This window comes from Burkholderia sp. PU8-34, assembly GCF_053427725.1.
Genome location: NZ_JBSAXC010000005.1, coordinates 131,265 through 154,522, shown reverse-complemented (window position 1 = coordinate 154,522; position 23,258 = coordinate 131,265). Strand labels below are relative to the sequence as shown.

Genomic DNA, 23,258 nt, shown 5'->3' with positions numbered 1-23,258 from the left:
CATCAACCACTTCACGCCTCTCCGTGCAGGTAGGCAGAGCCCGCTCCTCGCTGATTGCCCCTCAATTGGCCGCGTAAAATTGGAAAACGGATTTCATACGGCCAATCTCTCCGAATCAAGTCGTTAGGTCCACTTCGTCGGGCTCGAGCACGAACAACACAGAGCGGTCAGGAACTGGTCGACTTCCAGCAGTGGTCCCGCCACCTTCGTAGGCGTGAGCAGATGTCAGTTGCCACGCTCACCGAAAAGCATCTCAGACACAGCTAGGCAGGACGACCTTGCAGTTGAGCGTTTAGCCAACCGGCCAATTCCTTCGACGTTGCCTGCTGGACGGCGGGCTTTACGTCATAGACTTGCATCTCGGGACCGAAAGTTGGCGTCCACTCGAGCATTTCGATTACCTTCATCGTACGCCCCTCAGGTGGCAAGAGGTAATCGAGAAGCCGGTTGGTTAGGTCTTCGTGATGGCTCGTCACAATTATTTGACGCCGATATTCCTCCGCTTCACAGTATGCGAGCTGTCTCAATATTCCCGCAGCTGGTATCAGCTGCCCCATATCAAGCGCAGTGGTAAAGTCGTCAAAAGCAACTATGGGATGCGTAATTCGCTCTCGCAACGCGTAGCACAGGCAAACGGTCCAACATACTGCAAGTTGCGTCTTCTGGCCTGTCGAGAGACCTGCATACTCAGGGCCGCGTGCCGAGACAAAGCGGTAGGTTGGTACCTTTGCCGATTTCGATACGACTTGCAATTGAATTGGCAAGAAGTCAGAAGGAAAGTGGAAGCGAGCCAATAGGCGGTTCAATGAATTCAGTAGCTCCCGCAACTGCGCTTCATCGATAGCAGACGTTAGGCTAAAGACGCTGTCCTTCCCGATTGCTCGTTTGAGTGTACGCTCGGCCTCAGCAATCAGCTTTTCAGCCTCAATCCGTTTTTCCTTGGTACCTGGCACCAAGCTTTGGCGCTCAATCTCCCGCTCCAGATTAGCCCAGGACCGTGCTGCCGTAGCGAGTTCAGTAAGCGCAGTGGTCACTAGGTCGAGCGACGACCGGGTTTGACGGTGCTCTGTCATCCGCTTCTCAGCTCGCTCCCGAAGCTCACCCACAGTTGCAGCCGTAGAGGCCCACTCCTCATCCTTTACGGGAAAAATACAGGCTCGAAGGGATTGCCGTTCGCGAAGCTCGCTAAGCGTAGCTTCGGTACGCGCAATGTCGCTGAGCATCTCAAGCTCCAACTGTCGAAGCTTTTCGGCGATAAACCGCGCCTGTTCAGCGAATTGAGGTGCTGAACTCAGGAGGTCTTTGAGCCATGACTCAAGTTGTACTCCATCACTGCGCATCGACTCGGGAAGTCTTCTCAGTGACTCGAGCCAACCATTCGCTTGACTTCCTAGCTGCTCTAATGAAGGAGCGAGCGCGCTTGAGCCGACGTCGAGCTGATTTCGTTGCTCGCGTATAGCAGCGAGCCGTCGATGCTTTTCGGCCAAATCTTCCGATATCTCCTGTGTCGTAGAAATCTCATCGTCCGCCTTCGCTACAAAGAGTTCAGGCCAGTTGATTTCACTGTCCCGCGCCAAGTGTCCCAGTGCTCTATACAAGGCATCCACAGGCGCATGACCCTGCAGGTCATCAGGCTTCGACAATTCAATCTTTGTTCGAAGCGCTTCGCATGCTTGTCCAATCGAATCCAAGACACTGTCAGTCCCACTATCCGCAACCGGCTCCGTTCCAGCCACGTCAGCCAGCTTATCGAGCAGGTTTCGTAGTTGACTCTGCCAGTAGTTGGCAAGATTACCGCTCTGAATGAGCAAGCTCTGTGAATCCCTTACCAAGTCAATCCAGGGGTAGTCAAGCGCATCTTCCAATGGAAACCTGCCCTTTGCTCCTTCGAAGCGTTGGGCGACTGTTCTTCTCTCCCGGTCAACGTCAAACTTTTGCACGAAGATTGCCGACTTCGCCGTCGTCAACTCGACCTGCGCCTCCTCCAAAGCAATACGAATGCTTTCCCATGCAGTCGCGGTCGGAGCGACGATGGACAAAATGTCTTGAGAGTTTTCGGGAGACGCTAACCCTTCCGGAAAGAAGAACTGGGCGCGTTCGAGCAAATCGGCATACGCTCGCCTCGCGGGCAAGCTCGCAAGGTCAAGTTGCAGCGGCCTCGGGCCGACCAGCTCGATTCGCCCACTGCTCGCTTTCGTGGTTTTCAAATCCGCCGCGCTGTCGATGAGACTCGTGCGTCCGTTCAGAAGCAAGTCGATTGCAAGCAGTAGGCTCGTCTTCCCCGACCCGTTTTTCCCTGTAACCAGGATGAGGTCCGCGTCGAGGTCTATCACGTGTTCCCCCGCAAATCCTCGAAAGTTTTGCAGCCTCAGTGACTGTATCGGCCTCAATTGATTTCTCCCCCTTCCGAGCGTGCGATGTCGGAAAACAGAAGTTCCGATGCACGCGCGAGGATATCCTCGGTAAGCCAACGCGCGACGCCGCGCTTGGCTATCGACTGGCCGACAGGTTGCCCAGCGACGGCAACACCACCCTCTTCATATGCGGCAAGCACCCTCTTCGCGAGCAGATACATCGGGGAATGTTCCTTCGCTTCGGAGACAGTCCGTACCCGAACGGCTTGTAGATATTGCTGCTCCGTTAGCGAGCGCAGCGCGTATTGGCTCACATCGCTTCCCGATGAATCAGTGATAAAGGAAGTAAATCGACCTGCATCGGGAAATCCCGCAGCTGTGTATCGTTCCGGTTCGTATGGGTAGATAGCAAACGTCCCGCGCAGCCAATCTTGGTCGCCTGCCAAGCGGTGCCAGTGTGGAAAAGTTCTTGAGTCACAGCGGATAACCAATGTAACCGGCGCAGTAATACCGGCAGAGGACAGGCTGTCTACAAGGTCGCAGATTTCATCGCGCAGCATCGACGCTTCATTTGAATCCTCGACTGCGTCCGGCTCTATCGTCTGCGACGTAGCATCGACGACGTTCATCACCGGTGATATAAACAATCGGTTCCACGCTAGCCATCGATGCTCACGAAGGTAGACACGACCGGCATCTGCATCCCTAACTTCGTCAGATAATGCAAAGGCCATACTTGATTGAGTGGTGGTCATGAGGCAGCTCGACGCTGAAGAAGTGGATTGGTGCGGATGCTTGGGTCTAGCCGCCGTCGAAACTTACTTGGAAATCGAACAACCTGTTGAAGGCGCTGAGAAACCTCCGGGAGTGACGCTTCTGCCATCGACGCAGGGAACAGGGTCCGCCAATCAATCCTGACAATCACGATTGGCTTGCGCAAAGCTCCATCTATTACGTAGGCGCGACGGTCAGCCAACCTTCTGGCCCTACCCGACATGCCGACAATTAGCTCCACCCGTTGCATCGGTCCGGCGCGTCCGGGAATCGTCATGGACGCCCCGTCTTCAACCTGAAGCCGCCCGGAAACGTACAAAGCTGCATCCATACCATCATCACCTACCGCCGCAGGCAGCCGTATCTCAATCGGGCCACGAGGTAATAAAGATAGCCGGCCCCACCAGTCGGGTTCCGCGTTTGACGCCGCTACGGCATTAACATTCCTACTTCGAAGGAGTGCGAACAACAGCGCCAACTCTGCAGCAAGACTGGGATGGTCACTGATTGCGCAGTAATAGTCCGGATGCACGCCCGAATCTCGGATGTGACTTATGCACCGACTGAGCGCCGGCCGAGGTGGTGCCGTCGTATTTAAGAATTCACCAGTCTCAACCAGCCAGTGACCAGCAGCGGACGCGTCACGCAGTTGTTGCGTCATACAGACATCCATTTCGGCCGCCAACGCAAGGAGCAATTTGTCTGCGTGCGGAATGGTCGCGGTAAACGCCGAATTTTCACTCACCGCCGCGTCCCGCAGCTTCCCGCAGAGCACGTGTGCGAATACCATTTGGAACACATCAGCCCATAGTCGGTCCGCTGGCAGACACTCTGGTGCATTCAGAGGGGATTCTGGAGAGGTTGCCGACGCGTCTCTTTCGTATGGGCCGACAACCAGCGCGTCGCCGTCGGTCGCAACTCCTGTCCACCATGCAGCAAAACCATGTACTAACTGTAGTTGCTGAAAGCTTGGATAGTGCTCGTATGTGGTCACGACGGGCGCGTTCTCGGCGTCGTAAATCGGCTGAGGCTCTCGTACATTTAATTCCGAGAACTCTTCGAGCACCTGTTGCAAGGTGTGCACTACCTGAGGCTCGTCGCTTCCAAAGCCAATCGTTACGAGCGAAGCTGTACGAACCTTTGTCCGAAAGAAGTCTGCAGCCCATTTTCGCTTCCGCCAGTCTTGTAGCTGTGAGGCCGTCAACAAGATGTCTTTGGCATGTGCGGGATTCTCCCTCAACTGTCCGGCGCAGCCGTTTATTTTGTAGACGCGAAGCACGTAGGCTGTGTCTTCTCCTGGTCGCCGTTCGGGGCTTATTGCCGCGTACTCGGCAAACGTGTCTAAGTCGAAGACCGCGCGTGTCAATTTTTTCCCCGAAGCGCTAACGTCCCGCCACGTCTTTTCGTATGCGCGCTCCAAGTTGCAATCGTAATTGGTCGTCACAACCTCTGTGATGAGCCCTTCTCGTGCTAGAAATGCGAGATAGAAATGTGCGGGCCTCGGGTCGAGGTTTGTGAATTCCCTTATCTGTAGCGCTCCGACGAGCTTTTCGTAGGCATCCTGATTCGCCCCCCCGTGCTCCCAAAGAAACGCCTCGCATGCCTTTGTAAGCGCACTTTGCTCCTTCGCGAGCCTCAAATCACAAAGGAAACAATTCGAGGACGTTGAAACACCGAAATCACGAAACGCATGCCGGTAAGTGACTTCGTGAGAGAAACAATCATTGCAACGCGCACACACCCGCAGCTTAGCGGGACTCTTCCTGAACCTCGTCAAGCGGGCACTAAGCGTCGGTCTAATCGCCCTGTCAATCAGCTCCCAAATTTTATGGCCGTCCCATGACTGCCCATCTTTTGTTGACTGGACGGAGATACCCGCACCAATCAGAGGTAGACAGCGACGATGAAGAATTCGGTCCACGAGGTAGCCAAACGAATTTTCAGCCTTTGATTTCATCATTGACCTTATGCACGCACTTATGGACACGCTCTGCTCCCCCTCGAGCAACCGTAACATTACCTCAAACTTCATCAATATCGTTCACCATGCGTGCTGTACGACTAGAGCGCGACCCAATTCGAGGATTCAAGCGCCTTTGCGGCAGCGATTGCATGCCTGCCCAACGTCACATCTTCCACCCACGTTCTGACGACTTCAAGGTCCGTTTTGCGTCCTACTAGTCCCAATACATCCAGCGCGAAGGTTCGATGCTTCGTCATAAGGTCATGCCATTGCGCGAGCCTTGCAAATTCCGTCGCGGGTTGATATTCCTTCGCCAATACGGCCCGCGATAGCCGACGCACTCCATTTGCACAAACCGGCAGAAACGAAATCTTCCGCTCTTTGTCGAAAGAGCTAAAGCTCCGCTCGACGTGCATCACGATATCGAACGCTTCGGCCACACCGCAATTTGCCAGTTGCTCCCATAGCCGCGCCTCCTGCTGATTCTTCGACGGTGATGATTGCGAGGCGAGACAATAGAGAAGCTCGGCAGCAACGGGCCATGCCGACTTCTTGGGAGAGGTATCCTCCAAGTTTGCGAGGCTTAAGCCCATGCCGGCGAGTGCACCTATTGACAGGAGATATGTCTCAACGGCTGATTGTGCCCACGTACCGCTCAAGTCAGGTACTCGCGCAAATCTTTGAAAACATGCAGCGGCTTCGGGAACCGGACTCCGTGCGAGCTCGCGAATAACCATCGACGTTGTCAGGTCGCTGTAGGTAGCATATGCAGCTCTTGTCAGCAACTCCCTGCGCTGAGCTTCCGTGAGCAGTTCGTGATACGCCTCAACGTATAGGTCGTCACAAGGATGGTCGAAGGTGCATACATACATATGCATGGCACGCTCGGAGGCCAATTGGGAGCGCGGCATCTCGAGCGCAGCTATGAACTCTTGGTGAACAGACTCGACCGATAGGTCAGTTTCTGGGCCACCAACTCCTTGAAACGCGTCGAACACCAGTGAGTTTGTTAGCGGGTCGTCATCTGTGAGCCACGAATCTAGTAACGCACGGAGCTCGTCCTGTCCATCGTTGTCGAGGAGAGGGCCGGTCCTGCGTACGAGCTCGACAACCTCCAGTCGTAAGCGGCCAACGCCAGCATCCCAAAGGTGCCGGATAATATCGACGAAGTCATGTGGAATGCAGTCAACTACCGGCTCCAACCGATTCATCATCCCAACGATGATGAGCAGTTGCCCAGGCCGAAGCTCATTGTGCGCGGACAGTTGACTCCATAAAACCTCATTGAGCGCCGGTGACTCGCTGTTTCGACACAGCGACATAAAACCCTGCTGTATCTCGTGCATCGCACTGAAAACGAAGCTGCCAGGCGGACTGTAGACAGCGTTATACCCTCGTCGGCGAAATGCGATGTTGACGTTTGAATTTTCTGCGCGCAGACGCTCCGCTTCATTCCATATGCGTCTATCGATACGGGAGAAAGCGTCCAAGACGTCGGGCAAGAGGCCGTGGCATAGCGCATGAGGAACGACCGCCAAGTAGTTTCCGTACGTCCGGCTTTCGACACCGTCCGATAGGCATATGCTTACATGATGATGCCCGTCTTCGCCGGTGCTGAACTCAAGAACCAGCTTCTCGTAATCTTCAACGGCGGTGTCAAGCGCATCACGTACTCGGTCAAGAACGAGAGACTTCGCTCTCGCGCCGCACTTGCTATCGATACATGCAATCAGCAGTTCAATGGGTGACGAACCCAACAGCGTGTCCAAACCGGAAGCACTCCCGCAACCACCGACCGCAAACTCAAGCAGTGGTTCGTAGATTGGTCTGCGCAACGCTTCGGCCAGCTGCTGCACATCACGACACTGCTCAAGCAAAAACACGGTGCAGAAGTAGTCTGCAATCAGGTCGTGCCGAAAAAAAACTCTCCCTGACCGAACAACGACCAGCCCACATTTCCTCGCCGCACGCCATACCTGTTCTGCCTCACCCGCAGAATCGAGTACTGCAGTAAGTTCGCGCACCAGCTCGTGCTCCGAAATGGTCGACGCAAACCGCTCCCTTATTGTCCCGGCTATTTTGGCCAGCGCACGATGCCCCACGCCTGCATAGGTTTCCAGCCGCTGCCGGGTAAATGCGCTGTAAAGTGAGAACCGTCCATCCAGTCCACTTTCCTCTATCATGACGCCAGCGAGAATCTCGGCGTCGTGAGCACTCGCGATGACCTCCAACGCTACGAGTTCTTCAGGCTTGGCCGCGCGGCTGAGGTGCGCTTCAAGCACTGCTCGGAGGTGAGACCGCGTAGCCTCGGGCATACACGCCACATCGTTTGGGAGCCATGGAACGGGAACTTCTCGCTGGCTCACGACCACCAATTGCAGGCCGTAGCGTCGATGTAAGGCGAATAGGGCGCGCAGGAGATGTGCCTGAAGTTTTGGTTGACATTCGTTCAACCCATCGACGAACACCACAGCCGGGTTGGCGGTGCGTCTAGAATTTCGGAGCACATCCTTCACTGAGAACGTCGATGCGAGCGCAACCGAACGCTCTAAGAGCGGACGCAAGTCTCCCTCAAATATCCGTGCTTCAATCGCTATCGGCAACATTCCAGCCGATGCGGTCAGCGTCGACAGTTCTTCCAAAACCCGAGATTTGCCAGAGCCGGAGTCGCCTACGATAAGCAGGTTGCGGCCTTCCTGAAGTCGCTCGACGCATTCGCACAGCGACCGGTTCCGTCCCTCCACGACTAACGATACGGCGACGAAAGGTTTGCTGGCTGCTGCAATGGTAGCTTGCCACTGGGAGGCGTAGTCGGCGGCAAACCGCTCCGCCTCGGTCTGTTCGACGGCATCGAGCCGTCGCACCAAGCCAGCTCTGGAAGCAAATTCGCGCCACGTATCTAGCGATAACGGCCCGGCGAGCGAGTCATGTATTTGGGAGCACAACTGGCGATAGCCGCCAACGTGGCACTTAAAATTGCTGTTTGGAATATCGCAGCCCGGCAGAGGCTCGAAGAAAAGGCATAGATTCGCCCCAACGGCCTGTTTTGCATGTGCCGAGTCGAGCGTCATCTCCTTTGTGAGCTCGTCTATAACTGCGTAGCGAGCATCAATTGCTTGCTGGAAGGGATTCTTTGACGCAATCACCCTGCGTCCACCGTCCGGAAGCATGGACTTCCAATGTCCGTTAACGCCACCTTCCACCGGAAGCCCGTAACCCTTCAGTTCGACCACCGTCGCGCCGCGTGCGGTCACTACAACGAAGTCAATCTGCGTTCGCGAGGGGCCGCAATAGAAATTTCCGAGCACCAGACATTGTTCACCGAGAGCTTCGAGGTCTGCGCGCAGACGGCGCAAGAACTTCAACTCCGTTCGGTCCTCTATCTCATGCCCAAGAAAGAGTTCAACACATGACCGACTCCGCCCTGCAACCGCTTCTCTATCCACGATTCTGTCCACTCCTCTTGAGCACCCGACCTTATGCGCATCTTCACGTCTTCAAAGCTTGCGTTTCAGCTCGAATCCTTGTCCCAGTGGTTCTCGGCTAGGCTCCAACCCAAGCTGACGAAAGCGATTCCGCCTGCGACAGCACGGTATCAGTTGCCTCCTCCTGCCGGTCTGGTGGGTGCTTATAGCGTTTGAGCAGCGTCTTGACCATCACGCGCAGCCTGGCATGCACGGCCTCCCGCTTCGCCCAGTCGACCGTGACTGAACCGCGCAGCTTCACGAGCAACTCTACCGCGATTTTCTCCCAGGTTTCGTCCGCTGCGTCAAAGGTCGGTTACGCAAACTAAAGTTGTTAGTCGCTCGGCCGTTATAGGAATATTGCCCCGACGATTCGGGGATAATTATTGTAATCAACCTTTCAATTTAAAAACCGACACACAGGCGTAAGATATGAGAAAGGACCCCAAAAAAACCCAGGGGGAGCTGGAACCCACTCAGAAGGTCAAGGTCGGGTCGTTCGTCAGGGTAATTGCAACTGGCCCAGGGACGGGAAGGAATGTAGAAATTGTGAAAGTTGCGAAAGTTGACGAAGACTACATCTATGTTGAAGGACTTGAGTCCCCGTTCTTACGGAGTACTGGAATTTGCCAAACGCATTTCCTCCCCGGCATGCTTGTAATGCTAGAGGGCGTTGTTCCCGGTGCTGAAGAGTAGTTTGTTACGCAGCCCCCTAACTGGTGACGGCTTAGGACCCGGCGCACGACTGGCTTGCTTCATTGGCCGCGCAAATGTAGCGTTAGAAATTTATTAGACGCGTGGAGCGAGCACCTGTCGAAGGCGCTTGGGCTCAGCTACGATGCCGAGTCACGTCCGTAACTCAACAACGTAGAAGCCACGGCCACAATAATCATGGTGAGCGAGGTTTCGTGGTACGTGTCGGCCAGGTCCACGGACAGCGCCTCGCGTGCTGGAAGACCTCTGATACGGCGCAACTTCCGGCGTAACCATGCTCGACGGGCTGCTCGAGAAAATTCGCGCTCCGCGTGTTGCGGCGTGTCTCCAACGCCGGCAAATTCACGCCAGTCAATAGGCTATCCGGATTATCGTGTGGAATCGGAGTGGGGGTGTTTTAATGCTTAGCCTGGAAATTTAATGTACTTCGCCGGCACCTCGGGCACCAACCAAACGCCGTTGCCGGACACGCGGAACTGGTAGCCGTCACGCAGCAGCGGATACGTTTCAATGACCAAGATGACTGGCTTGCCGCGACGCGTAGCTACGCGAGTCGCCGTCTCGCGGTCTGGCGACAGGTGTACGTCATGTCGATTCATCGGCGTCAATCCCTGCTTGCGAATGTCAGCCATGGACTTGCCAACCGTGCCGTGATACAGCACCGGCGGCGGCGCCTTGACCGGCAGCTGCAGGTCAACGTCAACAGAATGACCTTGCGCGGCGCGAATGCGCGTAGCGTCATCGTTCAGCACAAAACGCTTTTTATCGTTCTCTGCAACTACTTGCTTCAACTCGTCCAGTGTGAGCGCCATGCCAGCAGCAGCTGCCTTGGTCAACAGTTCGGAAACGTCGGCCCAGCCCTGGGCGTCCAGAGTGACGCCGATGGAGTCCGGCCGGTGTCTGAGCACATAGCTAAAAAATTTGCTTGCACGGGTTGCATTAAAGTAGCTGCTACTCATTACTGGACTCCAACTGAAAACCTGCTATTTTTAAAGCGATTCCACACGCTAATCCGGATAGCCAGTCAATATAGCCCGATAGCTCGTAACCGGCGGGACGACAGTTGAGCCAAGCCGTGTAGCCCCAAGTGAAAACTTCCGTTGCCATAGCTCGCCTCCGCAACAGTGCCGTTCTGCTCATCGTACAGCGTGCCGGCACGTGGTAGTTAATCGCGGACGACAACCGTATCACCAACGTCACCGAGAAGGCCTTCACGCAGTTCCACCTCATAGTCGGCAAGTGCTCCGTCCTTTACACGTCGTATATCGACAGTTGCAATCACACGTTTCCCACTTTCTCTGCCACCTGGCCATATTTCTATCGCAATCCTTAGCATTGCATGTTCCACGTACCGAAAGGTTGAACTCGGCACGAGCCTATTTGCGTCGATGAATCAGCATATCGGACACTAGTTTGCACTCGGCGCTGGAGGCCGCCATTTTTCTAAAGCAGCGATACGGAGCACAGCATCGATGACGCCGTTTGCGTCCTCCTCGCTTCACGTATCATATGTGCGAAGCGGTCGAAGACAAGAATCACCACCTCCAGGGTCACCCCATACATCTGGAAGACAAAGCGCAGACAGCGAGATGTGGTGCGCATCCGGATAGCGCTTCAGCAATGACCTAGCGTATCTCCGTAGCGACTCCTCGTCGCGCTGTTTTACACCGTAGGCCAGTTGAATCAGCAGATTACGGGTACGCAGAATTGCCTCGCTTCTTTCATCTGGAATTGTTATCAGGTATCCTATCTACGTAATTCAATGAAGCTCGATGTTCCTCATTGACCCACTTATAGCCTTATCTCCGCACCCGGCTCCCGGGAGCAAGCTCTTCCGTTACATCTGTCCAGGCCTGACCTTTGCCAATCACCTCAGCTACTCGGTGCCAGACGTATTCCGCGTCTGAGGTCCACCCACTCGGACCAACGAGCACGTAACGCCGACCGCTAGCGGTTCGTGCGGTTCGACCCTCAGCGTCAAACTCGAGCATCTCTGTACTGACTCTGCCATCAAGATTCGCCCTGTCGCGCCCGACAAGATGGCAGGCCCCCCCTTCAAATCGACGAATCGACCAGTGGCTGAGATACACGGTCTCGGGGCCCTCGCCCCTGGAATGTACATAAATAGGCAAGGCGTTCCTCGACCTAAAATTTCGTGGGTAACCGTCGTCCTTTTTCGCGACGTCGCTCGTACAGCTCGTCTCGCAGCGCCCGTTTGAACCGCAGTCCTAGTTCGAAGGGGGACATTGTCCTCAACGCAACGTAGACGCGCGGAGTTATCGCATCCCGATGCCATCGGAGGCTCTGGTCGATTGCAGCGGTGAGTTCCTGCAGTACAGCCCTTCGCAATCTGCCGGCCATGCTCGTTTGCCAAATCCTACTTCGCACGCAACCTCCAATTCTTGGTCGTTGTTGCTACGAAAATTCACGCTTCAGCCTATGCCTTAATAAATCGACAACTGCCTGGTCTCCTAGCCCATATTCCGATTGACAATGAACCAGTCGTTCCAAATGGCCGTCAAATCCATCTCTTCTATCATCGATAGCAAGCCAATGTCGGAGCTGGTGACGTCGAACATAGTCAAGCACTTGTGCACCTCGCTTCAACATCGGCCACAGTCGCTCATCGAAGTCGCAACCTTGATACGTCGCTTCTGTCACCCGGTCACGCAATGACTCGCACGGCAATCGTTTACGCACGTAGTCGACACCGAACTTGTACGCCCAATCGCTAGACAAAACGACCTCAACGGTAGGAAATGGCTCCAGCAGTTTATCGAGCACGGGGGCGTATTCGAACAATTCGATTCGCCCAGGTGCACTGCTCGCAACGCCGTGTCGCGTCATATAAGAGTCTGCCCGATGCAGAACTCCGTCGATATCGAGGAAGAGCACCTGGCGCATGGCTTCAGGTACGCGCTCTCGTGCTTGCATGGAGCGTGTGACGCTCCTTCGCTCCGCCCATGCGTACTCTAAGGGCGGTAGCCATGTGTGTGGCGGGAAACATGCGAAACATCTCGGAATTCGTGGGCCGAGTGACAGCTGTCGGCCCAAACGCACCGAGGAGCTTCGCGAGTTCCGTGCAGGCGGAGTCGATATCGCCCGTCACTTCATCAAATTCGACGACACGGTCGTGATGCGCATCAGGGAAGGAGACGGAGCTATTTGTCATCGCTACCCACTCAACGTCGCGCAACTCTAGATAGTCGCTCACGAACTCGTACGGCGACTCCGCGAGCGTATTAATCGAGTCCTGCATGATGTGCCCAAGCTCTCCGAGATGCGGTCTAGCGTCACCGATTCTTCGCCCCATCATGCGTCGCGTGGCAAGAATCCCCACTGCGCCGTTGAATCCTGTCAGGCATTTCGTGAGCTTTTCAATGCGCGCACGCCGAGACTGACCGTCCTCCGTGTCTATAGGAGCGTGCCCGCTATCCGGCTCATCGAAAAACGGCGGGACAAGCCAATCCAAGCACAGAAACACAAGAACCATCACTCTCACCCAAGGGTTACTGCAACGAAGAAGTCCGCGTCCATGCGGTATGACCGAGCCAGTCCCCCAGCTGGGAGGAGGGTGCCCGTTGCCCGCATTGTAGACATTTAGCTTGCAAAGCTCAATGTCTACATCATTTGCCTTTACAACCCATCCGTCTACTACATATGTCTTGGCAAAGCCAAGTGCCGTAGACATGTCTCTTGTAAAGCCCAATGATTCGAATTTTTCAATGTCAGGGCTTTGCATGAGCGGACTTGCGAAAACGTTCGCCGAACAAGTGCGCCTCCTTCGCGAGGCTGAAAAGCTAAGCCAGGAAGGGCTCGGTGACCGTATTGGTCTCGACCGCACCGTCATCAGCAGGATTGAGAGGACTCGTCCAAACTTAACTATCGCCAGAGCGGCATTGATTGCCGCAGCCTTGGGCGTTAGCGTGTCCCGTTTGCTAAGAAGCGAAGATGCGAACGCGACGACTTCGGCACCATCGAAACAAGAGACCGCCGAAGAGTTGCTGCAACGGATTCCAAAGAATCTGAAGGCGCACCGGGAGCAATCAAATATGACTCAGCGCCAACTCGCCGAGCGGTTGGGAGCCGACCGCAATTGGGTAAGCGCGGTCGAGTCAGGCAGAGAGAACCTGACTCTGAACACCATCGAAAAATTCGCGAACGCACTAAACAAGACGCCCATCGAACTGCTCGCAAATCCAGCCGAGAGTACGGACAAATCCTAGAAGCTCAACAAATGAAAAAGCTGGAAACACATACGAGTTCAAAGCTCGCCAGATAATCCCCGTGTGCCAACTTGGCTGCCCACATAACACACGGATGTCGACAACCGCCCTTGGGCGGTACCCAAGTTGCACGCACTCGCGTCTGACGCCCGACCACAAAAAATGGCGGTCCAATCTCTAAGTCGAGCAAGTGTCGCCGCTTCGAGGCTTACTGCAGCCCCCGGAGTGCCAGACACCAGGGGGTCCTGCTGAGAACCGCTGTCAGCGGTCATCGGACAGCAAGTCGCGCCGATTTTATGGTCGATACGGTGGACGTAGGGGTCTATGCTTCGTGCCCCGGCCGAGCCGCGAAAGCATTTCGAAATGATTGTAACTTTGCGAGCTCGGGTGGTATTTGAAAGCTAAATGATAAAGAATAGAAGGATTGACAACCAGAACCTTGTAAAAAGCTAACTGCCGGAATTCGACCGGCACGTGCTGGAGATGCTGCGCGAGCCGCTGGAGGCCGGCCGCATCACGATCTCGCGTGCGGCGCTGCAGGCCGACTTCCCGGCCGCTTGCCAGCTGATCGCCGCAATGAACCCGTGCCCGTGCGGCTGGCACGGCGATCCGTCCGGCCGCTGCCGCTGCTCGCCGGACGTCGCCGCGCGCTATCTGCGCAAGCTGTCGGGGCCGCTGCTCGACCGCATCGACATCCAGATCGACCTGCCCGCGCTGACGCCGGCCGAATTGTCGGCGCGCGCGTCGACGCCCGGCGAACCGAGCGCGGCCGTCGCCGCGCGCGTCGCTTTGGCGCGGGCCCGGCAGCTCGACCGCCAGGGCAAGACGAATCACATGCTGACCGGGCGCGAGACCGACGACCTGTGCCGGCCGACCGACGAAGGCGAACGCCTGTTGCGCGAGGCCGGCGAGCGGTTCGGCTGGTCGGCGCGCGCGTATTACCGCGTGCTGAAAGTCGCCAGGACGATCGCCGATCTCGCCGGCGATCCGCTGCCGACCGCCGCACAGATCGCCGAGGCGATCCGCTACCGGCGGGCGCTGACGACCCTCTGAGGACAAAATCCACCTGTCAAGACTTGACTTATGCACAATTCCGCGAATCCGGGCCCGGGCCCCGTCGCAACAGGCCACATGCAAGACGAAATTCGCATGCCATTGTTTTTATTGACTTTTCCCAAGCAGCAGTTGCTCGGCAAATTTGCCCGGAACCCCATCCGGCGCGGGCGCCGGGCAGATTGCCGCCACTTTTCAACAAAGTTATCCACATGCGCTGTGGATAGCCGAAAAACTCTCGCAAAATCCGGCGATTAGCGCCAAATGCTGCGAAGGAACTTTCAGTTCTCCACGCGCTCTGAGGCGCCCTCGCCTGCGCGATTCAGTCGAGCTTCAGCGAGCCGAAGAATTGATCGAGTTGCTCCTGCGCGATCGGCGCGTCGGAGATCACGACCGCCTGGTACGCATGCCGGCCGCGCGCGACGAACCGCGCGACGATCGTCTTGCGCGCGCGATCCTGCCCCGCCGCCGTGCCGGCCACGCGCAGCTCGACCCCGTTAATCGCGCCGCCGGCCGCGAGCGGCACCGGCACCGCGGCCGTCTGCGGCGCGCCGTCCAGATTTCGGGACAGGCCGTCGCGCAGGTAGTCGAGCGCCGCGCGGCGGGTCTCGTCGCGGTCGTCCGGCAGCATCACCGTGCCGACCGCGAACACCGCGCCATCCAGATGCGCCGCCTGCATCCGCATCTTCATCGGCGTGCCGCCGATCGTCACCGCGTGCTCGTCGACGGTCGGCTTCGCGGGCAGGTCGATCGTGTAGCCGGCGTCGTTGTGCAGCGTGCGCCAGTCATACGGCGGCGAGCATGCGGCGAGCACGGCGCTCGCGCACACGAGTGCGGCGAAGTGCCGCAGCGGACGAAAAAGGGGACGCAGCGGATCGGCAAATACCTTCGGCATGGTGCGGAGCAGAGCAGGCAAAATGCGCATTATGCGTCGAACGGGAACCTCGGGATGTGTGACGGCCACCGGTACGCGCACCGCATTCGCGCTAAAATAACCGCCGAATTTCGACGTCCGTGGCCATGTCCGGCGTCACCGACCGACTTCGAGAGCACCGCAGATGAACTCCACGCCTTCCTCCTCAAGCCGCCGCGCGGGCCCGATCCGCTATGTGGCGGCCGTCGTCGTCGTGGCCGCGATCGCCGTGGCCGGCTTCTTCGCGTTCAACGGCAAGTCCAGCGTGCCGGATGCGACCTTCACGCTGCTGTCGGGCCAGAAGGTGTCGACCACCGGCGACCTGAAGGGCAAGGTCTACCTGATCAACTTCTGGGCGACGAGCTGCGCGACCTGCATGCAGGAAATGCCGCAGATGGTCGATACGTACAACCGTTTCAAGGGACAGGGCCTGGAATTCGTCGCGGTCGCGATGAATTACGACCCGCCGATGTACGTCGCGAACTACGCGCAGACGCGCCAGCTGCCGTTCAAGGTCGCGCTCGACGACGGTAGCGCCGCGAAGCAGTTCGGCAACGTGCAATTGACGCCGACGACCTTCGTCGTCGACAAGGACGGCAAGATCCTGAAGCGCTACGTCGGCGCACCGCAGTTCGCGGAACTCGACGCGCTGCTCAAGAAGGCGCTCGACAACGCCGCCTGAGCGCCCGCCCGGACGATTCCGCACCGAAGGGCGCGCGACGCGCCCCTCAACGCAAAACGGACCGCATGACCGGACACCGCCGGTTCATCGGTCCGTTTCTGTTTGGCGGTCTCTTTATCGGTCTGTCTCGCCTTTGGCCGACAGCCCGTACCGCTTCATCTTCTCGTAGAGTGTCGCCTTGCCGACGTGCAGCCGGTCGGCGGTCGCCGCAACCGCGCCGCCCGTCTGGTTCAGCGCCTCGGCGATCACCGCGCGCTCGAACTGCTCGATCCGCTCCTTCAGCGTCTGCTCGTTCGCGTCGTCTTCCGCCGCCGCTGCGTCCTGCGGCATGTCGGCGACGCCGAGCACGAACCGGTCGGCCGCATTGCGCAGCTCGCGCACGTTGCCGGGCCAGTCGCGCTGCAGCAGGCTTGCGCGCTGCCGGTCGGTGAGCACCGGCGCCGGGCGGTCGTAGCGCACGGCCGCATCGAGCATGAAGTGCTCGAACAGCGGCACGATGTCCTCGCGGCGCTCGGCGAGCGGCGGCAGCGCGATCGTCACGACGTTGAGCCGGTACAGCAGGTCGCGCCGGAACGTGCCGGCCGCGACCAGCTCGCTCATGTCGCCCTTTGCTGCCGCGACGATCCGGCAGTTCACGCGAATCGGCTGGTTCGAGCCGAGCCGCTCGAGCACGCCGTCCTGCAGCACGCGCAGCAGCTTCACCTGCAGCGCGAGCGGCATGCTTTCGATTTCGTCGAGGAACAGCGTGCCGCCGGACGCGTATTCGAGCTTGCCGACCCGGCGCTTCGCGGCGCCCGTGAATGCGCCCGGCTCGTAGCCGAACATCTCCGATTCGAACATCGGCTCGGGCAGCGCGCCGCAGTTCACTGCGATGAACGGCTTGTCGCGGCGCGGCGACAGCTCGTGCAGGCTGCGCGCGATCAGCTCCTTGCCGGCGCCCGTGTCGCCGTTGATGAGGACCGACGCATCGGTCGGCGCGATGTTCGCGATCAGCCGCCGCACCTGCTCGATGGCCGGACTGCGGCCGATGATGCGCGGCGCGACGACGTTCTGCTCGGCGAGCTCGCGGCGCAGCGCGTGGTTCTCGAGTACGAGCGCACGCCGCTCGAGCGCACGCCGCACCGTCTCGATCAGCCGCTCGGCCGCGAACGGCTTCTCGATGAAGTCGTACGCGCCGTCGCGCATCGCCTGCACCGCCATCGAGATGTCGCCGTGGCCGGTGACGAGAATCACAGGCACGTCCGGCACGCGTTCGCGGCATTGCGCGAGCAGGTCGAGCCCGCTCGCGCCGGGCAGGCGGATGTCGCTGACGATCACGCCGGCGGTGTCGGCGACGACCGCCTTCTCGGCGGCCTCGGCCGACTCGAAGCCGGTCACGTCGAAGCCCGCCAGCTGGAGGCTCTGCACGCTCGCGCGGCGCACGAGCGCGTCGTCTTCGATATAGATCACTTGCAGCCGGTTGGCCATCGTACTCACTTGCTCCTGATGGGCGTCGCGGCCCTCGGACCGCGCGGCGGCAGCGCGTGCGCGGGTCGGTTCACCCCGGTTTTCCACTGGCCGCCGTCGCGGCGGTACGCGCTCAGCGCGCGCCCGTCTGCTCGGACACGGAGTCCGGATGATGCGTGCGGGCGCGCCGCAACGTCAAGACGAACAGCGCGCCGCCGCCCGGCGCATTGCGCGCAGTCAGCGAGCCGCCCGCATCGCTCGCGATCGACGACGAGATCGCGAGCCCGAGGCCGAGCCCGCGCCCCATTTCCTTCGTCGTGAAGAACGGCTCGAACAGGCGCGGCAGCAGGTCGGGCGGGATGCCAGGACCGTTGTCGCGCACCTGGATCGCGAGCGTCGCCGCCGACACGTCGATCGCGACCTCGATGCGCGGGGCGGCGGTGCCCGCCACCGCATCCAGCGCGTTGCCGAGCAGGTTGATCAGCACCTGTTCGAGACGCAGGTCCTCGCAGCGCGCGACGAGTTCCGGATGGTCGTTCGCGAGATCGAGCGGCGTATCCGAAGCGGACGTCCGCGCGTCGGCAGCGGGCGACAGGGTCGCTTCCCGCGCGGTCGCATCGCGCAACGTCAGCACGAGCGCGACGCCGCGCAGCCGTTCGTCGAGCAGCGCCAGCACGCTGCGCAGCGCGCGCACGACGAGCGCCTGCTCGTTGCGCGGCCGCGCGCGGCCGACGAACAGCTTCAGCTGGTTGGTGATCTTGCCCATCCGCTCGGTGAGCGCGGCGATCGCCTCGAGGTTCTCGCGCGCCGCGCCCTGCTCGCCGCGGTCGAGCAGCACGCGCGTGTTGTCGGAGAAGCTGCGCAGCGCGGCGAGCGGCTGGTTCAGCTCGTGCGTGATGCCCGCCGCCATCTGGCCGAGCGCGGCGAGCTTGCTCGCCTGGATCAGCTCGTCGTGCGCGGCGCGCAGCTCCTGTTCCGCGCGGATCCGGTCGCCGACTTCCTTCTGCAGTTGCTCGTTCGCCTCGGACAGGTCGGCCGTGCGCTCCTCGACGCGCCGGTTCAGCTCCGCGTACGCCTGCTGCAGCAGCGCGCGGCCGCGGATCATCTCGCGCACGCGCGCGCGGCGCATCCGCCAGTAGAACGCGAGCAGCGCGACCGACACGAAGCCGAAGCCGGTGACGATCGTCGCGTTGCGCGCGTCGGCGTCGACGGGCGCGATCGGCGCGAGCGTGACGAGCGTCCAGTCGGGCTCGCCGATGCGGCGCTGCGTCGCGAGATAGCGCGGCGCGCGGCGGCCGTGGCCAATGCGCACGATCTGCGCGTCGGCGCCGAGCACCTGCTCGACGCGCAGCGGCAGCGGCGTGACCGGCTGCTGCGCGTACTGGCGGGTTTCATAGATCGACGCGGCAACCGTGCCCGTCAGCGGCCGCAGCGTGTGGTACTTCCATGCGGGCACCGACGACAGGAACACGACGCCGTGATCGTCCGTGACGACGAGCGGCTCGGATGCGTCGGCGCCCTGGAACCACTCGAGATTGAGCTTCACGACGACGACGCCGACGATCCGGCCTTCGCGCCACACGGGCTGCGAGATGTAGTAGCCGGGATCGCGCGAGATCGTGCCGATCCCGAAGAAGCGGCCGACCTGGCCGTGCATCGCATCGATGAAATACGGCCGGAAACGGTATCCGATCCCGACGAAGCTGTCGGGAGCGCGCCAGTTGCTCGCGGCGACGCACAGGCCGTCCGCGCCGATCAGGTAGGTGACGGTCGCGTGCGCGTGCTCGTTGAGGTCTTCGAGGTAGCGGTTTGCGCGCGCCGCGTAGTCGGCGCGCTTCGGCTCGGCGAGCAGGTCCTGCACGAGCGGGTGGCTGCCGAGCAGGTACGGCAGCGATTCGTAGCGGTCGAGCGTGCTCTTGAGCGCGCTGGTGGTGCGATCGACGCGCACCGCGGCATTGCGCTGCAGCTCGTCGATCCCGCGCCGCCAGGTGACGGTCCACGTCAGCGCGCAGGCCGCGGCGAGCGCGGCGGCGAGCGCGACGAGGATCAGCAGGCGGCGCTTCACGGTGACGGCTTCCTGACGGTGCGGATCGTCTATTGTGTCATAGGCGTCCGCCGCTGCCCTGCCGCCGCCGCCGCCGCCGCTGCCGCCGCCACCGCCACCGCCACCGTCGCAGTCGCAGTCGCAGTCGCGGTCGCGGTCGCAGTCGCAGTCGCGGCCAGGGCCGCTGAAACGAGGCGCGCGGCCCGCGAGCGGCGCCGCCGCCTGCTCTTTCATGACGTCAGACGCCGGCCGTCTCGGTGGTGGTGACTTCGCCGACGCCGCTCAACGCCTGGCGCAGCTTCGCGCGGTCGAGTTCCTTCTCCCATGCGGACACGACGACCGTCGCGACGCCGTTACCGACGATGTTGGTCAGCGCGCGGCACTCGCTCATGAAGCGATCGATGCCGAGGATCAGCACCATGCCCGACAGCGGGATGGTCGGCACGACGGCGAGCGTCGCTGCGAGCGTGATGAAGCCCGCGCCGGTGACGCCGCTCGCGCCCTTCGACGTCAGCATCGCCACCGCGAGCAGCGTGAGCTGCTGCATCCACGTCAGTTCGATGTTGGTCGCCTGCGCGATGAACAGCACGGCCATCGTCATGTAGATGTTCGTGCCGTCGAGGTTGAACGAGTAGCCGGTCGGCACGACGAGGCCGACGACCGAGCGCGAGCAGCCGGCCTTCTCGAGCTTCTCCATCAGCTGCGGCAGCGCGGCTTCCGACGAGCTCGTGCCGAGCACGATCAGCAGTTCTTCCTTGATGTAGCCGACGAAGCGGATGATCGAGAAGCCGGTGATGCGCGCGATCGTGCCGAGCACGACGAGCACGAACACGACCGAGGTCAGGTAGAACGTGCCGATCAGCTTGAGCAGCGGCACCAGCGAGCCGACGCCGTACTTGCCGATCGTGAACGCCATCGCGCCGAACGCGCCGATCGGCGCGAGCTTCGTGACGATGTGCACGATGCCGAACAGCACGCGCGTGATCCCGTCGATGAAGTCGGTGACGACCTTGCCGCGCTCGCCGAGATGCGCGAGCACGCTGCCGAACAGCAGCGCGATCAGCAGGATCTGCAGGATCTCGCCTTGCGCGAACGCGTCGACCATCGTGTTCGGGATGATGTGCATCAGGAAGTCGACCGTCGACTGGCCGTGCGCCTTCGCCGCGTACGACGCGACTTCCTTGCCGTTCAGCGTCGCCGGATCGATGTTGAAGCCCACGCCCGGACGCAGGATGTGCGTGGCCGCGAGGCCCAGCATCAGCGCGAAGGTCGACACGATCTCGAAGTACAGCAGCGCCTTGCCGCCGACCCGCCCGACCTTCTTCATGTCCTCCATGCCGGCGATGCCGGTCACGACCGTACAGAAGATGATCGGCCCGATCACCATCTTGATCAGCTTGATGAAGCCGTCGCCGAGCGGCTTCATCTCGGTGGCGAGCGACGGATAGTAGTGGCCGAGGATCACGCCGACGATGATGGCGAAGATCACCTGCACATAGAGCACTTTGTAGATGGGTTTCTTCTTCACGATGATTCCTGATGAAGGGTAGATGAGCCGGTAGAAACGGCGTCACGCGCGCGGGCGAATGCCAGGGGAAGTGGAAGTCACTCGCCCGCGCGGCTGCCGTGCCGCAACAAGCGATGCCTCAGGACATCCGGAGGGGAAGGAAGGCGTCGGTCATCGGTTGTCTCCTTGCTGTAGTAGTTGAGGCCGGAGGTCGGCCGTGCTTCCTATATCGCAAGGTCGATGCCAGGTCTCGCACACCCTTCAAGCCATTGTTTTTATTCTGTTTTTCACAATGCGGCAGGCAAGGCAATCCGGGATTCCGGAAATCCGGAATGCATCCGTCCGGCGATCCGGACGAATGCATTGTTTCATCAGATGAATCAATGCTGTACGGCCTGGCCGGCCAGCACGCCGGTCTGCGCGTAGAACTCCTGCCGCGCGAACGCGTCGCGCTCGCGGCGCGCGCGCTCGCCGCGATCCGCCAGCGAACCGACGACGATCCCGATGAACGCGAGCGGCACCGACACGAGCGCCGGGTTGTCGAGGAACACCGGCGCGTGCGCGTGGTGCAGCACGTCGACCCACACCGATTTCGACAGCAGCGTGAGCACGACCGCCGACGCGAGGCCGAGGCCGCCGCCCAGCACCGCGCCGCGCGTCGTCATCCCGCGCCAGAAGATCGACATCGCGAGCACCGGGAAATTCGCGCTCGCCGCGACCGCCGCGACAAGGCCGACCATGAACGCGACGTTGATGTGCTCGAACAGGATCGACAGGCCGATCGCGACCGCCGACAGCGCGATCGTCGCCGCGCGCGAGATGCGCATCTCGACGCGCTCGTCGGGCTTGCCGCGCGCCCACATCTGCGCGTACAGGTCGTGCGAGATCGTCGTCGCGCCGGCCAGCGTGAGGCCCGCGACCACCGCGAGGATCGTCGCGAACGTGACGGCCGCGATGAAGCCGTAGAACCAGTTGCCGCCGACCGCCTGCGCGAGCTTCACCGCGACCATGTTCGAGCCCCCGAGCAGGTCGTGCGTCAGGTTGAACGTGCCGTTCGCGCCGAGCCGGAAGAATTCCGGATGCTGTGCAAGCAGCACGATCGCCGAGAAGCCGATTACGAACGTCAGCAGATAGAAGTACCCGATGAAACCCGTCGCGTAGAAGACCGACTTGCGCGCCTCTTTCGCATTGGGCACCGTGAAGAAGCGCATCAGGATGTGCGGGAAGCCGGCCGTGCCGAACATCAGCGCGATGCCGAGCGACAGCGCGTTGGCCGGATCGCGGATCAGCTTGCCGGGCCCCATGATGCCGAGCGCGCCCGGATGCACGGCCACCGCGCGGCGGAACATCTCGTCGACGTTGAAGCCGAACTCGCCGAGCGCGAGCAACGCGAGCAGCGTGGCGCCGCACATCAGCAGCACGGCCTTGATCACCTGCACCCAGGTGGTCGCGGTCATCCCGCCGAAGAACACGTAGACGACCATCAGCACGCCGACGATCAGCTCGGCGGTGCCGTACGACAGCCCGAACAGCAGCTGGATCAGCTTGCCCGCGCCGACCATCTGCACGACGAGGTACAGCACGACGATCGTCAGCGAGTTCGCGGACGTCAGGAGCCGGATCGGCCGCTGCGCGAAGCGGTACGCGACGACGTCGACGAACGTGAACTTGCCGAGATTGCGCAGCGGCTCGGCGATCAGGAACATCACGAACGGCCAGCCGACCAGAAAGCCGATCGAGTAGATGAGGCCGTCGAAGCCGAACATGAACACCATCCCGGAGAGGCCGAGGAACGACGCGGCCGACATGTAGTCGCCCGCGATCGCGAGGCCGTTCTGCAGGCCGGTGATGCCGCCGCCGGCCGTGTAGAAATCGCGCGTCGAGCGCGTGCGGCGCGCGGCCCAGCGCGTGAGCGCGAGCGTCGCGAACACGAACGCGAAGAACATGCCGATCGCGACGGGGTTCAGTTCGACCTTGTCGGGCATCGGCCCGGCGGCAACGGACACCGCATGCGCGGCGGTCGGCACGGCGGCGCAGAGCGCGCCGAACGCGAGAAGCGGTGCGAGACGCGGGACGAAACGCGAGACGAGAAGCTGGAAACGACGCATCGGGGCCTCC

General features: G+C 60.3%; 16 protein-coding genes and 2 pseudogenes. 4 read left to right on the top strand and 14 right to left on the bottom strand.

Annotation, left to right across the window (positions count from 1 at the left end; all coding sequences use genetic code 11):
- Positions 1-263: 263 nt before the first annotated feature.
- The 5 genes and pseudogenes from ACV22Z_RS14720 to ACV22Z_RS14700 all read right to left on the bottom strand — a co-directional run.
- Positions 264-2,390: an AAA family ATPase gene (locus ACV22Z_RS14720; RefSeq protein ID WP_448077028.1), complete on the bottom strand. Its 2,127-nt coding sequence runs from the start codon at positions 2,388-2,390 to the stop codon at positions 264-266.
- Positions 2,387-3,109 (bottom strand): hypothetical protein, encoded by a 723-nt coding sequence (locus ACV22Z_RS14715; protein ID WP_448077027.1) that lies wholly within the window; start codon positions 3,107-3,109, stop codon positions 2,387-2,389. Before ACV22Z_RS14715 ends, ACV22Z_RS14720 begins: the two co-directional genes overlap by 4 nt.
- Complete coding sequence (locus ACV22Z_RS14710) at positions 3,106-5,088, bottom strand: SIR2 family protein (RefSeq protein WP_448077026.1); 1,983 nt, start codon at positions 5,086-5,088, stop codon at positions 3,106-3,108. Before ACV22Z_RS14710 ends, ACV22Z_RS14715 begins: the two co-directional genes overlap by 4 nt.
- A 101-nt stretch (positions 5,089-5,189) precedes the next feature.
- A complete protein-coding gene (locus ACV22Z_RS14705; RefSeq protein ID WP_448077025.1) occupies positions 5,190-8,456 on the bottom strand; it encodes an NERD domain-containing protein in 3,267 nt (1,088 codons plus the stop codon).
- Positions 8,457-8,634: 178 nt separating this feature from the next.
- Positions 8,635-8,847 (bottom strand): annotated as a pseudogene (locus ACV22Z_RS14700) (type I restriction enzyme endonuclease domain-containing protein); the annotation flags it as partial.
- 140 nt (positions 8,848-8,987) lie between these two features.
- Between ACV22Z_RS14700 and ACV22Z_RS14695 the strand changes: the two are divergent.
- The gene (locus tag ACV22Z_RS14695; RefSeq protein WP_448077024.1) at positions 8,988-9,251 is read left to right on the top strand and encodes a hypothetical protein; all 264 of its coding nucleotides are present in this window, start codon (positions 8,988-8,990) and stop codon (positions 9,249-9,251) included.
- A gap of 422 nt (positions 9,252-9,673) precedes the next feature.
- Here ACV22Z_RS14695 and ACV22Z_RS14690 read toward each other — a convergent pair whose 3' ends face one another.
- The 4 genes from ACV22Z_RS14690 to ACV22Z_RS14675 form a co-directional block, all read right to left on the bottom strand.
- Positions 9,674-10,228, bottom strand: coding sequence for an RNA 2'-phosphotransferase (locus ACV22Z_RS14690; protein WP_448077023.1), 555 nt, complete (start codon positions 10,226-10,228; stop codon positions 9,674-9,676).
- Between the two features lie 539 nt (positions 10,229-10,767).
- The gene (locus ACV22Z_RS14685) at positions 10,768-11,001 is read right to left on the bottom strand and encodes a BPSL0761 family protein (RefSeq protein ID WP_448077289.1); all 234 of its coding nucleotides are present in this window, start codon (positions 10,999-11,001) and stop codon (positions 10,768-10,770) included.
- A gap of 683 nt (positions 11,002-11,684) precedes the next feature.
- Positions 11,685-12,173, bottom strand: coding sequence for an HAD domain-containing protein (locus ACV22Z_RS14680; protein ID WP_448077288.1), 489 nt, complete (start codon positions 12,171-12,173; stop codon positions 11,685-11,687).
- 4 nt (positions 12,174-12,177) lie between these two features.
- Complete coding sequence (locus ACV22Z_RS14675; protein ID WP_448077297.1) at positions 12,178-12,762, bottom strand: hypothetical protein; 585 nt, start codon at positions 12,760-12,762, stop codon at positions 12,178-12,180.
- A 196-nt stretch (positions 12,763-12,958) separates the two neighbouring features.
- Between ACV22Z_RS14675 and ACV22Z_RS14670 the strand changes: the two genes are divergently transcribed.
- Together ACV22Z_RS14670 and ACV22Z_RS14665 are read left to right on the top strand one after the other, a co-directional pair.
- A complete protein-coding gene (locus ACV22Z_RS14670; RefSeq protein WP_448077022.1) occupies positions 12,959-13,495 on the top strand; it encodes a helix-turn-helix domain-containing protein in 537 nt (178 codons plus the stop codon).
- Positions 13,496-13,948: 453 nt separating this feature from the next.
- Positions 13,949-14,548, top strand: a pseudogene (locus ACV22Z_RS14665) (ATP-binding protein); the annotation flags it as partial.
- Positions 14,549-14,870: 322 nt separating this feature from the next.
- Here ACV22Z_RS14665 and ACV22Z_RS14660 read toward each other — a convergent pair.
- A complete protein-coding gene (locus ACV22Z_RS14660) occupies positions 14,871-15,443 on the bottom strand; it encodes a hypothetical protein (RefSeq protein WP_448077021.1) in 573 nt (190 codons plus the stop codon).
- Between the two features lie 163 nt (positions 15,444-15,606).
- On the opposite strand from ACV22Z_RS14660, the gene ACV22Z_RS14655 reads away from it, so the two are divergent.
- Entirely contained in the window at positions 15,607-16,143 is a 537-nt protein-coding gene (locus tag ACV22Z_RS14655; RefSeq protein ID WP_448077020.1) for a TlpA disulfide reductase family protein, read from the top strand.
- Between the two features lie 114 nt (positions 16,144-16,257).
- On the opposite strand, the gene ACV22Z_RS14650 is transcribed toward ACV22Z_RS14655, so the two are convergent.
- The 4 genes from ACV22Z_RS14650 to ACV22Z_RS14635 all read right to left on the bottom strand — a co-directional run bounded on the left by ACV22Z_RS14650 (position 16,258) and on the right by ACV22Z_RS14635 (position 23,248).
- Positions 16,258-17,610: a sigma-54-dependent transcriptional regulator gene (locus ACV22Z_RS14650; protein WP_448077287.1), complete on the bottom strand. Its 1,353-nt coding sequence runs from the start codon at positions 17,608-17,610 to the stop codon at positions 16,258-16,260.
- 112 nt (positions 17,611-17,722) lie between these two features.
- On the bottom strand, positions 17,723-19,867 hold the full coding sequence (locus tag ACV22Z_RS14645) for a sensor histidine kinase (protein ID WP_448077019.1): 2,145 nt from the start codon (positions 19,865-19,867) through the stop codon (positions 17,723-17,725).
- A gap of 4 nt (positions 19,868-19,871) precedes the next feature.
- On the bottom strand, positions 19,872-21,161 hold the full coding sequence (locus ACV22Z_RS14640) for a dicarboxylate/amino acid:cation symporter (protein ID WP_448077018.1): 1,290 nt from the start codon (positions 21,159-21,161) through the stop codon (positions 19,872-19,874).
- Positions 21,162-21,520: 359 nt separating this feature from the next.
- Entirely contained in the window at positions 21,521-23,248 is a 1,728-nt protein-coding gene (locus ACV22Z_RS14635; RefSeq protein ID WP_448077017.1) for a cation acetate symporter, read from the bottom strand.
- Positions 23,249-23,258 lie beyond the last annotated feature (10 nt).

What these genes read in the sequence shown, in the direction of transcription:
- ACV22Z_RS14715 (WP_448077027.1), bottom strand. Translation starts at nt 3,109, where the DNA reads ATGACCACCACTCAATCAAGTATGGCCTTTGCATTATCTGACGAAGTT.
- ACV22Z_RS14710 (WP_448077026.1), bottom strand. Translation starts at nt 5,088, where the DNA reads ATGATGAAATCAAAGGCTGAAAATTCGTTTGGCTACCTCGTGGACCGA.
- ACV22Z_RS14695 (WP_448077024.1), top strand. Translation starts at nt 8,988, where the DNA reads ATGAGAAAGGACCCCAAAAAAACCCAGGGGGAGCTGGAACCCACTCAG.
- ACV22Z_RS14690 (WP_448077023.1), bottom strand. Translation starts at nt 10,228, where the DNA reads ATGAGTAGCAGCTACTTTAATGCAACCCGTGCAAGCAAATTTTTTAGC.
- ACV22Z_RS14680 (WP_448077288.1), bottom strand. Translation starts at nt 12,173, where the DNA reads ATGCGCCAGGTGCTCTTCCTCGATATCGACGGAGTTCTGCATCGGGCA.
- ACV22Z_RS14675 (WP_448077297.1), bottom strand. Translation starts at nt 12,762, where the DNA reads ATGGTTCTTGTGTTTCTGTGCTTGGATTGGCTTGTCCCGCCGTTTTTC.
- ACV22Z_RS14670 (WP_448077022.1), top strand. Translation starts at nt 12,959, where the DNA reads ATGTCTCTTGTAAAGCCCAATGATTCGAATTTTTCAATGTCAGGGCTT.
- ACV22Z_RS14660 (WP_448077021.1), bottom strand. Translation starts at nt 15,443, where the DNA reads ATGCCGAAGGTATTTGCCGATCCGCTGCGTCCCCTTTTTCGTCCGCTG.
- ACV22Z_RS14655 (WP_448077020.1), top strand. Translation starts at nt 15,607, where the DNA reads ATGAACTCCACGCCTTCCTCCTCAAGCCGCCGCGCGGGCCCGATCCGC.
- ACV22Z_RS14650 (WP_448077287.1), bottom strand. Translation starts at nt 17,610, where the DNA reads ATGGCCAACCGGCTGCAAGTGATCTATATCGAAGACGACGCGCTCGTG.
- ACV22Z_RS14645 (WP_448077019.1), bottom strand. Translation starts at nt 19,867, where the DNA reads ATGAAAGAGCAGGCGGCGGCGCCGCTCGCGGGCCGCGCGCCTCGTTTC.
- ACV22Z_RS14635 (WP_448077017.1), bottom strand. Translation starts at nt 23,248, where the DNA reads ATGCGTCGTTTCCAGCTTCTCGTCTCGCGTTTCGTCCCGCGTCTCGCA.